Source organism: Methylothermus subterraneus (assembly GCF_054656915.1).
This window is the reverse complement of sequence record NZ_BAAHXK010000009.1, coordinates 77,395-91,388: the sequence shown is the minus strand read 5'-3', so window position 1 is coordinate 91,388 and position 13,994 is coordinate 77,395. Positions and strand designations below refer to the sequence as shown.

General features: G+C 62.4%; 10 protein-coding genes and 1 tRNA gene. 1 reads left to right on the top strand and 10 read right to left on the bottom strand.

Going from position 1 to position 13,994, the window contains the following annotated elements; translation table 11 throughout:
• Window positions 1-13: 13 nt before the first annotated feature.
• From ccmB to rplM, 4 genes are all read right to left on the bottom strand, one after another.
• Window positions 14-694, bottom strand: coding sequence for a heme exporter protein CcmB (ccmB, locus tag ACYQ3M_RS09315; RefSeq protein ID WP_460035806.1), 681 nt, complete (start codon window positions 692-694; stop codon window positions 14-16).
• Between the two features lie 40 nt (window positions 695-734).
• Window positions 735-808 (bottom strand) — tRNA-Gln (locus ACYQ3M_RS09310).
• A gap of 11 nt (window positions 809-819) precedes the next feature.
• Window positions 820-1,215, bottom strand: coding sequence for a 30S ribosomal protein S9 (rpsI, locus tag ACYQ3M_RS09305; RefSeq protein WP_460035805.1), 396 nt, complete (start codon window positions 1,213-1,215; stop codon window positions 820-822).
• 9 nt (window positions 1,216-1,224) lie between these two features.
• The gene (gene rplM, locus ACYQ3M_RS09300) at window positions 1,225-1,653 is read right to left on the bottom strand and encodes a 50S ribosomal protein L13 (protein WP_460035804.1); all 429 of its coding nucleotides are present in this window, start codon (window positions 1,651-1,653) and stop codon (window positions 1,225-1,227) included.
• 82 nt (window positions 1,654-1,735) lie between these two features.
• On the opposite strand from rplM, the gene ACYQ3M_RS09295 reads away from it, so the two are divergent.
• Complete coding sequence (locus tag ACYQ3M_RS09295; RefSeq protein WP_460035803.1) at window positions 1,736-3,094, top strand: KamA family radical SAM protein; 1,359 nt, start codon at window positions 1,736-1,738, stop codon at window positions 3,092-3,094.
• A gap of 133 nt (window positions 3,095-3,227) precedes the next feature.
• On the opposite strand, the gene ACYQ3M_RS09290 is transcribed toward ACYQ3M_RS09295, so the two are convergent.
• The 6 genes from ACYQ3M_RS09290 to ACYQ3M_RS09265 are packed head-to-tail and all read right to left on the bottom strand — an operon-like array spanning window position 3,228 to window position 13,849.
• Complete coding sequence (locus tag ACYQ3M_RS09290; protein WP_460035802.1) at window positions 3,228-3,647, bottom strand: acyl-CoA thioesterase; 420 nt, start codon at window positions 3,645-3,647, stop codon at window positions 3,228-3,230.
• A gap of 3 nt (window positions 3,648-3,650) precedes the next feature.
• The gene (locus tag ACYQ3M_RS09285) at window positions 3,651-9,290 is read right to left on the bottom strand and encodes a type I polyketide synthase (protein ID WP_460035801.1); all 5,640 of its coding nucleotides are present in this window, start codon (window positions 9,288-9,290) and stop codon (window positions 3,651-3,653) included.
• Window positions 9,287-10,225 carry an enediyne biosynthesis protein UnbU gene (locus ACYQ3M_RS09280; protein WP_460035800.1) on the bottom strand — a complete coding sequence of 313 codons (939 nt, stop codon included), beginning with the start codon at window positions 10,223-10,225 and terminating at the stop codon, window positions 9,287-9,289. Before ACYQ3M_RS09280 ends, ACYQ3M_RS09285 begins: the two co-directional genes overlap by 4 nt.
• Window positions 10,212-12,164 carry a CRTAC1 family protein gene (locus ACYQ3M_RS09275; protein WP_460035799.1) on the bottom strand — a complete coding sequence of 651 codons (1,953 nt, stop codon included), beginning with the start codon at window positions 12,162-12,164 and terminating at the stop codon, window positions 10,212-10,214. The genes ACYQ3M_RS09280 and ACYQ3M_RS09275 overlap by 14 nt, the downstream gene beginning before the upstream one ends.
• Window positions 12,151-13,095, bottom strand: a complete 945-nt coding sequence (locus ACYQ3M_RS09270) for a DUF1702 family protein (protein WP_460035798.1) — start codon at window positions 13,093-13,095, stop codon at window positions 12,151-12,153. Before ACYQ3M_RS09270 ends, ACYQ3M_RS09275 begins: the two co-directional genes overlap by 14 nt.
• Window positions 13,096-13,150: 55 nt before the next feature.
• Window positions 13,151-13,849, bottom strand: coding sequence for a PEP-CTERM sorting domain-containing protein (locus ACYQ3M_RS09265; protein WP_460035797.1), 699 nt, complete (start codon window positions 13,847-13,849; stop codon window positions 13,151-13,153).
• Window positions 13,850-13,994 lie beyond the last annotated feature (145 nt).

Genomic DNA, 13,994 nt, shown 5'->3' with positions numbered 1-13,994 from the left:
AAAATGACTTCGATTAGCCCAGACTAATGCGCACCGCTGCAGCCAGGGTAGGAGGAACCAAAGTCAGACCTAAGACCAAAAGCGCGGCAAGAAAATACAGTTGGCCGGCGATCGGCATCCCCGCGACCGCCGCCACCACCGCTTGGGTGGCGAAAATCAGAACCGGGATATACAAAGGCAGCACCAAGAGGGTAAGCAGGATTCCGCCGCGCCTTAAGCCTACGGTCAAGGCCGTGCCGATGGCGCCGATCAAGCTAAGAAGCGGGGTTCCCAGAGCCAGGGTCGCGAGCAGTGCCCAAAGACCTCGAGCCGGTAGGTTGAGCAGCACGCCGACCACCGGCGCCAAGAGCAGCAGCGGCAAGCCACTGACCAACCAATGGGCTAGGACCTTGGCAGAAATGAGCAAAGGGAGCGGGTGGGGGCTTAGCAAGAGCTGCTCTAAGGTGCCGTCGTGAAAGTCGCTGCGAAACAGGTTTTCTAACGACAGCAGCGCGGCGAGCAGCGCGGCGATCCATACCGCCCCAGGCGCGATGGTGCGCAGGATTTCCGGTTGCGGGCCAATGCCTAAGGGGTACAAGCTGACGATCAAAAGGAAAAACAGCATAGGATTGGCCAACTCCGCGCGATGGCGGAAGGCCAAGGTGAGGTCGCGGTGCAGAACCGCCCAGAAAGCCAGCAACCCCGATCTTAACATGCTAAGAAAAAGCCGCCCTGCGCGGCGGCTTCTTGCCAGATGGCTGGGGGACGAGGATTCGAACCTCGGTTAACGGAGTCAGAGTCCGCTGTCCTGCCGCTAGACGATCCCCCAGGAGCCGAAAATCAGCGTTTGGAGTACTGCGGCCGCTTGCGCGCCTTGTGCAGACCGACCTTTTTGCGTTCCACTTCCCGGGCGTCGCGGGTGAGGTAGCCGGCCTGGCGCAGCGCTGGGCGAAGGCTCTCGTCGTAATCGACCAAAGCTCTGGCCAAGCCGTGGCGAATGGCGCCCGCCTGGCCGGTAGGGCCGCCTCCCTTGACTGTGACCATGACGTCCACTTTGTCGGCCATGGCAACGCATTCGAGCGGTTGGCGCACGAGCATAGAGTCGGTCTTGCGCCCGAAATACTCGTCTAAGGGCCTCTGATTGACCAAAATCCGACCGGAACCCGGTTTGATAAAAACCCTCGCGACCGCGCTTTTGCGCCGCCCGGTGCCGTAATTGTATTGCAACTGTGCCATAGTGAGTACTTAGAGCTCCAAAACTTTGGGTTGTTGGGCTTGGTGGTTGTGCTGTGGCCCCGCGTATACTTTGAGTTTGCGCAGCATGGCGCGTCCTAGCGGATTCTTCGGCAGCATTCCCCGCACCGCAGTCTGGATGATCCGCTCTGGATGCTGAGCGCGTTGCTTGGCCAGAGTGATGGCTTTGAGCCCACCAGGGTAGCCGCTGTGACGGTAGTATACTTTCTGCTGTTCTTTGCGACCGGTCACTTTGACCTTTTCCGCGTTGATGACGACGATGTAATCGCCGGTATCCACGTGCGGAGTGTATTCCGGTTTGTGTTTGCCCCTAAGGCGCTTGGCGATCTCGCTGGCGAGGCGCCCTAACGTTTTGCCGGTGGCGTCGACAACGTACCAGTCGCGTTTGACTTCGTTGGGCTTGGCGCTAAAGGTCTTCATTGCCTTCCTTTTTCTAGGAGTTCTAGGCTAACTAAAATACGAAATCTTAGAAGGTTCAACAAATCAATGCAAGAAGAAATTCATGCCCCTTTCCCGAAAGGATCCCCATTTTAAAGTTTACACTTTCGGCGATCTGGTGCGAGGCACTATCCCTGGCTTGGCAAAGCTCTCTAAAGAGACGCGCTTTGCCATGCAGGCAGTGGCTCGGGTGTTGCCGTTTCGGGTAAACGCTTACGTGGTCGAAGAACTAATCGATTGGGACAGCGTCCCGGAAGACCCCATCTTTCAGCTCACTTTCCCGCAACCCGGGATGTTGGCGCTTAAAGATTTTGCCGCCCTCGCCGAGCTTTTGGCGAGCGGCGCCTCCGAGGCGGAAATTGTAGCCAAAGTGCAGGCGATTCGGCAGGATCTCAATCCGCATCCGGCAGGGCAGCTTGAGCTCAATGTTGCGCGCGACGCTCGGGGCGATCCCATCCCTAGCTTGCAGCACAAGTACCGGCGCACGGTCTTGTTTTTCCCCAGTCAAGGGCAGACCTGCCACAGTTACTGCAGCTTCTGTTTTCGCTGGCCTCAATTCGTCGGGGATCGTAAGCTGCGCATCGCCAGCCGCGAGGCGGAAGGCTTTTATCATTATCTTCGTGACCACCCTGAGGTTACCGACGTGCTGATCACCGGTGGGGACCCGCTGGTGATGCAAGCCGAGCAGCTGGCCAAGTATTTGCTGCCGCTTTTGGCGCCGCAGTTCGAGCACGTGCAAAGCCTCCGCATCGGTACTAAATCCTTGAGCTTTTGGCCTTACCGTTATTTAAGCGATAAAGACGCCGACGATCTGCTCAGGATTTTTGAAAAGCTGGTCCAGGGAGGAAAGCACCTTGCGCTGATGGCCCATTACAACCATCCCCGGGAACTGGAGACCGAACCGGCCAGGCGCGCGATCGCCCGCGTGCGCGCGACAGGGGCGGTGATCCGCGCTCAGGGGCCTTTGCTCGCCCACGTCAACGACGATCCTAAGGTATGGGCGACGATGTGGCAGACGCAGGTCAAGCTGGGCATCGTCCCCTATTATTTGTTCGTGGGCCGCGATACCGGCGCCTGGCGTTATTTTCAGGTGCCCTTGGCGCGCTGCTGGGAGGTTTATCGCGCGGCCGTGCAGGAAATTTCCGGCCTGGGCCGAACGGTGCGCGGTCCGGTCATGAGCGTGGCCGCCGGCAAGGTGGAAATCCAAGGCGTGACCGCGATCGGCGGCGAGAAAGTATTCGTCTTGCGCTTTCTGCAGGCGCGCGATCCTGCCCTCGAACTTAAGCCGTTTTTCGCCCGCTTTGACCCCCAAGCCGTCTGGCTGGACCAGCTGCGTCCGGCTTTGGGCGAGGAGCGGTTTTTCTTCGAAGTCTTTAGCGAGCCTGAAAGAATACGGGTGGGTCGCGGTGAAAAGCGCGCGTAGAAGTCTATCGTCGCGGTGAGGCAGGCCTTGATGAGGTGGAAATCTTCGGTCCGGCAGACGAAGCCGGCGCTTGGCAGGCGCTGGGCGTCAGGACGCCGCTTTTTGAGGTCTATGCCGGGGTGCTCGCTCTTTCTTAGCGATAAGCCGCCAGCGCGTGCCTGAGCGATTCGGGCAGGGGAGTGGGGATCAGGCGTTCTCCTTCGCGTCGCATGCAGGCGATTTCTTGCTCGCCGCGCGCCACCACTTCTTCGCCTTTTGGACCTAGGCGCAGATAGTCAAAGCGCATAAGGAGGCGGTTTTGGGTCATCTTGTCGGCAGTCATGCGGATCAGCACCTCGTCGAAGGCAAAGAGTTCCGCGTAATATTCACACGCGACCCGGACGGTGGCTAAGACTAAGTCTTTTCGCAAATCTTCTAGGATTTGCGGGACATGCTCTTTAAGGAACAGCTCGCGCACCCGCCCTTGCCAGCGCAAAGGGTTAAGGTAATACACGTTGCCGACCAGGTTGGTTTCTTCAAAGCCGACGATGTGGCGGTATTCGTAGGCGCGCATAGCTTAAAAAGCCTTAAGGCTCAAGATCGAAAGCGCCATTTTAGCCCCTTCCACTTCCCCGCACCAACTGGCGATGGCGCCGGCTCCAGCGCTAAGAACCGCCCAGCGCTCGGCAGCGGCTTTGCAGAGTATCGGTGTGTCCCAGGCCAGCCCCAGCTTTTTCAGGCACTCTTGCGCAGTCCAGACGCGCGTGGCCGCCGAATCGAAGTCCTCTTCGAGCTGGCGCGCGATCAGCTCCGCCAGCGCATAGCGTTCCCCCAACAACTCGCGCCACGGGCGTGGTGCGATGCGTTCCAGATCGCACGCCACCGGATTGGCGCTTGTAACCGTCAGAGTCCAGCCTCCGCAGTGGGCTACAGAAATCGCTTCGGCGCTCAAGGTCACCGGCTTGCCGTCCGGGCGGCGGAAGACCTGACGTAAACTGGGCGAGTCTTCGCCTAAGGTCATAAGGTGAACGCTGGCGCCGATTCGGTCGCGGACTTGGCGCTGCACGTGCGGAACGAGCAATCCCCTGGGCCAATGGGTTTGCGCGCTGGCCTGCATCCGGCGCAGCTGCAGACCCTCAAAGCGCTCGCGCAAGACGCCGTTTGCACCGTAAACCTCCAGGTCGTAGCAAAACACCTCGCCTTCCTGCGCGCGTTCTTGGGCCCGGACGATCCAAGGGCCGGGAGCGCGTAAGTCGCCTGGCCGCCAGCGCGTCAGCCCAACGGGCAAGAGCAAAGCGTCGGGGATGCAGGCTTGTACGGCGTGGACGGCGGCATCGCGCGAACCCGGGTCGCCCAAGCGCAGTTCTTGCGGCAGATACGGAGAAAACCAAGCGCTCTCGGCTTGGGTGAGCTCGGCCTGGCAGCCAAAAGCCGCCAGCTGGTAATAGCCGGCGAGGCGCTTGAACCGCCCGCGCTGAAATAGGAGGCGGCCGTAAAGGTCGCGGTCGGGGTCGAGCGCCAGCTTGCAGGGTCGCCTGTCCGGCGGCGCCCTCTCTTCCAAGGGAGCCAAATCAAACCGGCAGAGAGCACGGAAGTGATCGCACTGGAAAGCGGTCTGGCTGCTGCGCAACGCGACTTCGACCGTGCCGGGGTGGCGGACCAAGGCGGCGATGCGCAGCGTGATCCCCTCTTCGCCGACGGCAATGGGCCGCAAAAATTTGACCTCCTCAAAGCTTGGAACCTTGGTTTCACCCGTCACTGCCTGGGCTGCCTGGGCCATTGCTTCCAATCCCATCACCGCCGGCAGCAACCGTTCGCCCTGCAGGACGTGATCGTCCAGATAAGGGTCCTGGGTTGGAGAGAGCTCCGCCTCGGCCACCAATTCGATTCCCGGATAGAACAGGCGCGGGTTCTCCAGGAACCTAAGAAAAGGCAGCCCGGTTTCCGGCACGATGGGAAGCGCCGGCTTGCTCCCTAGGCGGCCGCTGACCACGACCCGGACCGGGGTAGTGGCTTTGAGCAAGCGGCGCAGCCACGAGATCCCCGCCTCCGGCGAAATCGGGCTGATGCCTTGGCCGAGCAGCGCGTCCACCCTTCCCAGGCGCTCGCCCATCCCAACCCCGGACCAGATCGACCATTCCACGGCTAGGCAGCGGCAGTGCGGATGGTCGCGGTGAAAATCTTCAAGCCTCCGGCTCAAAGCCGCGTTGGCCAAAGCGTAATGAGCCTCGCCGTGGAAGCCGATGCGGCCGATGATAGAGCTGAAAGCGATCAGGAGGCGGAGCCGCTGCTCATCGACCGCAGCCAAGAGATGGGCAAGCCCGGCGAGCTTGGGCGCAATCGCCTCGGTGAGCGCGGCTTGGTCCAGACGGCGCACCGGGCACGGCCGATTGACCCCCGCCCCGTGCAAGATCGCCGTCACCGGACCGAGTTCGGCGGTGCCTGCGACGAGCGCGCGGCGCACTGCGGCCGCGTCGGTCACATCGGCCGCGTGGTAGCGAAAGACGACGCCCAACGCCGCAAAGCGTTTTAGATTGGCCGCCAACGCCGGGTCTTTCTCAGGTCGGGAGCGCCCCAAGAGCAAGAGCTTGGCTCCGCTTTCCTGGGCCAGCGCCAGGCCGCACTCGGCGGCAATCCCCTTACCGCCCCCGCTGATCAAAAGCACGTCTTGGGGACCGAGCGGGAGCGGCCCGTCTTCGGCCAGGGCGAGTAGGCGCAACGCCGGTTCCCAGCGTTGTCCTTGGGCATCGTAATAGACCTCGCGATAACCTTCGGCCGCTTGCGTTTCGGCTACTACCCAATCGCCCGCGGCTGGCGTGGGCGGCACGTCCACCACGCACACGGTCAGCGTTTGGGCTTCTAAATATAGGCTGCGGGCAAAAGAGGCGGCGATTCCGCGGTGTTGGACTAAAACGAACCGTCCTTGCTCTAGCTTGAGCGCGGCGTGGGCGGCGGCAAGCAACAGGCCGAAGTCTTCGGCTTCCGGGGAAAGGCAGACCAAGACCCCCTGGCCGCCTAAGGCCTGCAAGCGTTTGGCCAGAAGGGGAGCGAGCGGGTGCCCCGCGGGCGCAAACACCTGCCAGTTGGGAGGGGAAAGCTTGCGCTTTGCTGGCTTGGGCAACGGTCTGGTAAGGTACTCTCCGGCCAAGGCGTGCACCCAAGCGTCCACGCCCAAAGGTACGGCCTCGCTTAAGCGGCCGACCGCGCGTGTGCGCGATTCCTCCAAAGCTTGGGCGGCCTGGGCTAAGGTTGCCCCGGCGTATTCGGTAGGCGCCAGCGGCGGCGCAAGGCCCAAACGCTTGGCCGCTTCGGCGATGATCTGGCTGATGGTGATGGAATTTAGGTGCAGATCGCGCAACAAGTGGTGGTGATCTTGAATTGCGGTAGCCGGAAGTTCGGCTCGTTGGGCCACCAACTCGCGGAGCAAAGGCAGGGCGGCGGTTTGAGGCTCTACAGGATTCTCCAAGACGGGTGCAGCGGCGTGGTTTTCCGCCGCGACGGCCTGGTTGGCAAAGCGGGGCGCACGCTCGCAAGGGTTAGATAAAAACCGAAGCTCCCGGTCGGGATCAAAGGGGCGATAAAAGCGGTCGGCGAACAAGCGCTTGAGCTCAATTCTGGCGCCTAGCGCGTAAGCTGCCCCAAGGGCGCACAGCAAACCGCGCAGGGAGTTGCCGGCACAATCCAAAGCGATCATCGGCACAGACGCTGTTGCCCGCACCAGCCCACTCAATACTTGCCCCGGCCCTACCTCGAGCCAGAGGTCGGCCTCAGGCAACGCCAAGGTCAGGGCCTGGCGGAACCGGACCGGAGAAGTCAGTTGCCTGCGCAGCAGCGCCCTCAAATCTTCCTCCGGCTTTAGCCAAGTGCCGGTGACGGTGGACAGGACGCGGCGGCTTACAGGGTAAAAGCGTTTCCGGTTAAGGTGCGGGGTGAGGCGTTCGGCTGCAGGCGCCATCAGTGGGGAGTGAAACGCGTGGGAGACTGCAAGCCTTATCGCGGCAATCTTAAGGGTCTGAGCTTTGGCGACGATCTGCGTGACGGCTTGGGTGGGGCCGGAAATCACGGTCTGTTGAGGAGAATTGTAGCCGGCGATTACGACGGCCGTTTGGCCGGCCAAGAGGGTTTGCACCTGCTCGGCAGGAGCCGCCAGGCTCGCCATCGCCCCCGATCCGGGAGCCGCCGCCATCGCCTGGGCGCGGGCTTGGACGAGCTCCAGTAGGCTCTCCTCCCCCATCGCCCCGGCCCAGTGGAGGGCGATGAGCTCTCCTAGGCTGTGGCCTATGACCAGATCCGCCTCCAGCTTGAAAGACTTTAGCACTTTGATCCCGGCCAGTTCAGCAAGCGCGATGGCTGGCTGGGCGAGGGCGGTTGAGATGGGTTCTGCAGGACAACTGTCGTTCGTCTTGGGATACAGGCTTCTAATTTCGGCGAAGCGCTCCTGCCAGATCCCCCCGCTAAAACGCACCGGCGAGGCTTGGCCGGGAAACAGGAAGGCGATGCGCGGCGAGGTCGCCCTAGCGCTTAAGAAGACCCCGGCTTGAGCATCCAAGCGCTCGCGGGTTCCAGCGTCCAGCCAAGCTTGCAAGCTGGCTAGGCGTTCTTCCAGCTCTGTGGGGGTGGCGGCGACTAAGGCGGCCCGCCACGGTTTCCCCGCGATGCCTTGGGCCAAGCAAGCGGCCAGGTCGGTCAGTTCGGCGTAAGACAGTCTGGCCACCAAGCCGCGCAGGCGCTGGACTTGCGCGCTCAGGTCAGACGGGTCTCGGGCTTCCAGCACAAACAGCTCCGCGTCTTGGGCGCTTGCCAGATGGAAAGGAGCCAGCCGATGAGGATTGCAGTTTTGAGGGTGACCTTCGCCTTCCAGCGTCACGTGCACGTTGATTCCGCCGAAGCCAAACGCGCTCACCCCGGCGCGCCGCGGCCTGTTTTCAGGCCAGGGTCGGGCTTGCTCCGGCGCGTAGAGCGGGCCTTGGGTCAAAAGCGCATGGGGGGTTTCCACGCCGGTGGCAGGCGGCAGGATTTGCTGGTAAACGGCTAGCGTCGCTTTGATCAGGCCGGCGATTCCAGCGGCGGCCTTGGTGTGGCCAATGTTGGCCTTGATCGAGCCGAGCGCGATCTTCCACTTCGCCCTGGCCAGCATCTGGCTTAAGGTGGCAAGCTCGACCTCATCGCCCACCTGGGTGCCGGTGCCGTGCCCCTCGATCAAACTCACGCTGGTGATCGGGTAGCCGGCGCGCCGGTAGGCGCGTTCCAAAGCCAGGCGTTGGCCTAGACTCTCCGGCCGGGTGATGCCCCCGCCGCCGTCGGAAGAAATACCTAAGCCGCAGATCGAGGCGTAAATCCTAAGCCCCAAGGCGCGGGCGTCTTGTTCGCGCAAGAGGACCGCAAAACCGCAGCCTTCTCCGGGCAGAAAGCCGTTGGACGCGCGGTCGTAGACGCGCATTTTGTCTTTGGCCAAAGCGCCGGCCTTGGCAAAGCCGACCAGTTCGAAGGGGTCCAAGCTCAGATCCACCCCTCCGACCAGAGCCGCATCCAGTTCCCCAGATTCCAAGGCCAGGCACGCCTGCGCCACGGCCAGCAAGGAGGAGCTGCATGCCCCGTCCACGGTGTAACCGCCGCCGTGCAGGCCGAAGTGGTTGCAGATCCTCCCGGCGATGGTGTTGGACAGGCTGCCGGCCAAGGTCTCCTCCCCCACCGGTTCAAAGGCGGCCTTGTAGCGCTCCTCCAGCGCTTTAAGAAACCGCTGCCGTTGGGGCACGCTCCAGCCTTCGGCGACCAGGCGCTCCTCTACTACCCGCCGCACGTACGGCCAGCGCAGGCGCAATACTTGGGCGCGCGAAAATTCGCCGGTCAAGGTATTGCCGACCAGTACGCCGGCAGTGTCCTTGGGCAAGCCTTCGCCTTCGGGAAAACCCGCATCGGCCAAAGCTTGGCCGGCCACTTCCAGCGCCAGCCAGTGGCTAAGGTCAACGCTGCGGAAGGTGGAACCGGAGATGCGGAAGCGGACCCGGTCGAACGCATAGCCTTCGAGGACCGCCGCCTCTTGGGCGTAGATGGCGTCGGGTACGGCCGGATCGGGCGCAAAGTAATCGTCTAGGTTCAGGCGTTCGGGCGGCAGGCGGCGGAAAGCGCGCCTTTTGGCCAGGACGTTTTCCCACAGTTGAACGGGATTTTTGGCGTCCGGATAAATGCAGGCCAGGCCGACGATCGCGATTCTCATTTGGCTCCTACCTCCGCCGCTTTCAAGTTCGTCCAACGCTGATAGTAAAAGCGCACGTACAGCCCCGCCCCGCGCAGCGCACAGACCAAAAACAAGGCGATGAACAGCCCAAACACCACGTGCAGCGCTTGCAGCAGGCCATACACGGCCGCCACCGCTAAGCCAAACCAGACCTGGCGATAGGGGTTAAGAGGCGTGGTGGCCGGATCCGGGATCATGTACAAGGTAAACAGGATGAACGCCGCGCTGGTCATGGGGACGAGCGGCACTTGCCACGGGATGTCGAAAAGCGCGCAGCGTATCGCGGCTTGCAGCAAAAATCCTCCCAGCCACGCCAGGCACAGCGGGAGCCTGCCGGTGCATAAGGCGTGCAGGAAAATCCCGCTGGCCAAGATTGCTCCGGGGATCGCCCAGTCCCAGACGCCACTGACGTTTTCGGTGAAGTGGTAAGGCGGAGCCAGGCCGATCCAAGGAAACAGGAGCAGAGTCGTAGTGATGCCGAAGTTGGAGGGGTTGAAAACGTGTTGGCTGGCCCCGTGGATGGGCGCGCGGAACAACACTTTGGAAGCAATGGAAAGCGAAGCCGCAAAAGCGATAGGCCACAGCCGCTCGTTGGGGTAAAGCAGCATCGCCACCGCCAGCCCCGGGATCCAGGCCGGCAGCAGGAAATTGACCAAGGGCCAAAATCCCCCGCGGTAGCGTGGAGGGCGCTGCTTGCTCCAGGCATCGACCCATTCCAAAAGCCACTGGGCAAAGCAGGCGCTGACCACGCCCACCACCGGCTGGGCAAAGGATTGCTCGAATCCCAGCACGGTGTGGCCCAGGAAGGTCCAGGCGGTGATCAGCAAGGCAAAATACCCTAGGGCAAACAGCCTAAAATAGGGGTTGCCGTCGGGGTAAAAATAGCGGCTGGTGACCGTCTCAAAGGCTTTCATCGGCTTTCTCCAAAGCGCCAAGCTGGATCGTGTACCAGCCCGGGGTGAGGTTGAGCGTCTTTTGGTGCGGCTGGCCGTCCGGTCCACGCCAACTCAGCTCGACGTTTACTGCCTGGCGGTGGGATCCCAGGCCGAAGTGCAGATCGGGGCTGCGCTTTCCCGAATGGCCGTTGCCGCCGTCGACCTGGGCGATGAGGGTGCGCCCTTGAGACAAAAACACGCGCGCCTGGGCGCCTATCGCCGGACAGTCGATGACGTCTGGGCCGGGGTGGCCAGGGCGAACGCGGACCGCGTCGGAAGCCCCGCCTAGGCGCAAGTGCAAGCCTAAGAACGCCCCGCAGCGCGGGCAGTCGTTGCGGTAGAAGAGCGAGGGCTCCCACTGGTTGGCCACGACAAAATCCAAGTCGCCGTCCCCGTCCACGTCGGCGGTGGCGATGCCGCGGCTGACCATGGGCTGAAACCCCAGTTCTCGGGCGAGGTCGTAGTAGCGGCCGTCGCCGGCGCGCGCGAAGAAGGCGTTGGCTTCGTGGCCGCTTAGGTCGGTACCGGGTTGGAACCTGGGCCAGTGGCGCGGGTCGCTGAGCATCTGGTCGTTGCCGGTGCCGAGCGATTGCAGCTCCGGCCAGCGGTTGACCTCGCCTTTGATGAACCCGGTCGCCTGCACCGCTTCCAACACGCCGTCGTTGTCAAAGTCCGCCAGCCGCGCTTCCCATCCCCAGCCGCTGCGCGACAGCCCCAACCGTTCGCTGCCCTGAATGTAAGGCGCCAGACCGCGGCGTAAGGCTGCGCTGGAACCGGCGCTGAGCCAGACCAGATGGCTTTCCTGCAGCGCGAACGGGCTGGTGATGTTGCTGACGTAAATGTCGAGCGCGCCGTCGCCGTTTAAATCGCCGAAATCGGCCCCCATCCCTTTGAAGGAGTCCTCGCCCAGCACAAAGGACTTCGGGGTGGTGAAAGCACGCCGGCCCTTGACTTCGGCGAAGGCGAGCTCCCCAGGGCGGGAGCGGTTGTGGAACAGGCGGTCGGGGCCGAAGTCGTGGCTGAAGTAGAGTTCCGGCAACAGGTCGCCGTCCAGGTCGGCGGCCCCGACCGCCAAGGTCCAGCCCCGTTCGCCCGCGCCGGCGATGCCTGTCACTTCCCGGAACCGCACCGCAGGCTGCTCGCCGGAGCTGGCTTGGGTCCAGAGCAGGAAGTGTTTGCGCCCGCCGTTGGCAGACCGCGCCATGGTGTCGTGCATCCGCTCGATCCCGCTCCCTTGAGCGTCGAGGATGCGGGCACCGTCGGGAAAATAATTGCCGACGACCAAATCGAGGTGGCCGTCGCCGTCGAGATCGGCCAGGGTGGCGGCGTTGGTAAACCAGCGCTCGCTCCCGGGGGCGATCGCTTGGGGCGCGTAGCTTGCCGGGCGCAAGGTAGTTTCAAAAGGAGCGCGGCGCAAGAAGGCGATGGGAGTGCGCCCCCAGTAATAGACCAACAGATCGGCGTGGCCGTCCTCGTTGAGATCGCCACTTAAACATCCCATCGGCGCCATGGTCGAATCCACCGCCAAAGGCTGAGGGTCCAAGGCAAACGGCTGGTAGCGCTCGCCGGTGCCGGGGACGGGCGCGATCATGACCTGGTCGATGCGCGGATCGACTAGGCACAGGTCGTTGGGTAACCCGTCGCCATCGAGGTCGGCCAGCGCCACCGCGGCCCCGACCGAGGAGATCCAGGCCGAGATCCGCTCCAGGCTGGGATGCACCTGGCGCACCATCTTTGGGTGATAACCTGGAAGCTCCGGCAAAGGCAAGGGGGTAAAGTGAAAGCGCGCCGCCAGCTCCTGGCGCGCGCTCGGGGAAAGTTCCGGCAAGCGCATAAAAGCATACAGAAATGCCACCAGCGCCAAGGCGACCAGTTGAGTGGCGTGGCGGCGCAAAAAACCCGTTTCAAACCAAGTCATATTTATACTCCGGTTCGGCAAACCTGGCCTGGATGAGTCTGCGCCAGCGCTCGTAGGCCAAAGGTTCAGAAGGAGAAATCATAGCCAGCGCCTGGTCGGTGAGCGCAGCCGCCGCTTGAGCCGAAAGATCGCCCAACACCCGACAGGCAAGTTCGGTATGCGCGGCTAGGTTGCCCGCACGCTGCCTGGCTTTGGCGGCAAACGCCGCGCCTTGGGCGAGCTGCGGCAGGTAGCGGCCCGCGCGTTCGCGCAGCAGGTTAAGCGCGGCCTCATCGGCGCCGCCGGCGTAGGCGCACGCCAAGCCCACCCCGCTCCACAGATCGTAACGGCGCGGTTCGGCAAAGGCGGCAATCGCGGCGGCGATGCGCTCGGGGTCGGCGCCTTGCACGAACCACAAGCTTCTCCCCAAACCCTGGTCGAAGGCGCAGCGCGCATAACCCCAAAGCTTTGGGGGTTCCTGCCGGTCGATAAACCGCCGCCCGTGGAAATACCCTTGGTGGAAGCCGTAGCCGTCGATCGCCAGCCACCCCAGCAACGGGTCGAGCCTGACCAGCCGGCGCTCGATGGCGACCGGCAACCTGGCGAAAGCCCAGCCCAAACCTACGTGCATCATATAGCGGTGGGGATCCCCAGGGCCTTGGAGAAAGGCCGACCAACGCCGCTGCCAAGGGGTAAAAAAATCCGACAGGGCCAATCCCATCGCTGCTCCCTCGTAGGCAAAGCCCACGAGTTCGGCCTCGGTCTGCGCCAAGCGTTCGGCCAGCCGCAACGGTTCGTCCACGAGCAGGGCCGCGTGGTAGCCGTGTAAAAACGCCGCACCGATCTGCTCGATGCGTTCGCGCGCTCTCGGGTCTTGGACCTGGAACCCACGCCGATCGACGCGCACCTCTTCCAAATCGATCCGAAACCAAGCGTGTTTAAGCCTGCCCATCGCGTGTAAAAAATTCTGACAGACGGGGCGCAAGCGCGCTTGCGCCCCTTAAGGCTTACGCCCTCCTCCAGCGCCAGCCAAGCAGCCCAAGCCCTAGGCCGAATAAAGCCAAGCTGGCCGGTTCGGGCACTTGCCCGGGCAGAACCCCATGCCTTGCCAGAGCGGCTGTTTCTGGAGTTAATACTTTTTGGCCTCCCAGCGGACTTAGATTATTGGGGTCTACCCCAGGATAAAACGCTCCTGCCGGATAGGTGGAAGTGTGCGGGTCATCCAATCTTGCGTTATGCGACCATACGCCCGACGCCGAAAAATGATCGCTGAACGTTTGCGTTCCCAAAACATCAGCCGGATTGTTGGGGTCGCCTCCAGGGGTGGTAAGGATCAATTCGGCAAAAACGTCAAAAAACGAGTTGAATGTACCCCCGTTTGCATACTCGTGGTTAACGGTCATCTTGCCCGTTGAGGCTGACAAGCTGGGGGTAGGGAGCCCGGGAATCGTCCGGCAGGTCTCGCCGGCATCGCAGACGCCGTCGTCATTTCCGCCTGGGGCTCCTATATCCTCCGTCGGCTTGTTGATGACTACGTGTAAATCGGCTGCGGAAGGACCGCCTATAGGCGTAAAATCCACCACGGAAGTGCTCATCAGATGAAGCGCCACCAGTTCGATGTCGACAGCATTTAGATCGCCAAAGTCGTTGTTAGGGTCTAAATCACCGTCGTTTAGGCCATTTTTGCGTAAAACGATGGTATCCACGTCGTGGCTTATCCGGCCTGGAGGCAAGGGAATAGCGAGAGGTACGCCCCGTAAGGATATTTGGCCAAACCCTAAGTCTACAAAAGTAGCTCCTGGGTCGGTATGAAAAAGGTCAAATCCAGGAAAAATGGGACTGGCGAACACT

What these genes read in the sequence shown, in the direction of transcription:
- ACYQ3M_RS09295 (WP_460035803.1), top strand. Translation starts at nt 1,736, where the DNA reads ATGCCCCTTTCCCGAAAGGATCCCCATTTTAAAGTTTACACTTTCGGC.
- ACYQ3M_RS09275 (WP_460035799.1), bottom strand. Translation starts at nt 12,164, where the DNA reads ATGACTTGGTTTGAAACGGGTTTTTTGCGCCGCCACGCCACTCAACTG.
- ACYQ3M_RS09290 (WP_460035802.1), bottom strand. Translation starts at nt 3,647, where the DNA reads ATGCGCGCCTACGAATACCGCCACATCGTCGGCTTTGAAGAAACCAAC.
- ACYQ3M_RS09270 (WP_460035798.1), bottom strand. Translation starts at nt 13,095, where the DNA reads ATGGGCAGGCTTAAACACGCTTGGTTTCGGATCGATTTGGAAGAGGTG.
- rplM (WP_460035804.1), bottom strand. Translation starts at nt 1,653, where the DNA reads ATGAAGACCTTTAGCGCCAAGCCCAACGAAGTCAAACGCGACTGGTAC.
- ACYQ3M_RS09285 (WP_460035801.1), bottom strand. Translation starts at nt 9,290, where the DNA reads ATGAGAATCGCGATCGTCGGCCTGGCCTGCATTTATCCGGACGCCAAA.
- rpsI (WP_460035805.1), bottom strand. Translation starts at nt 1,215, where the DNA reads ATGGCACAGTTGCAATACAATTACGGCACCGGGCGGCGCAAAAGCGCG.
- ACYQ3M_RS09280 (WP_460035800.1), bottom strand. Translation starts at nt 10,225, where the DNA reads ATGAAAGCCTTTGAGACGGTCACCAGCCGCTATTTTTACCCCGACGGC.
- ccmB (WP_460035806.1), bottom strand. Translation starts at nt 694, where the DNA reads ATGTTAAGATCGGGGTTGCTGGCTTTCTGGGCGGTTCTGCACCGCGAC.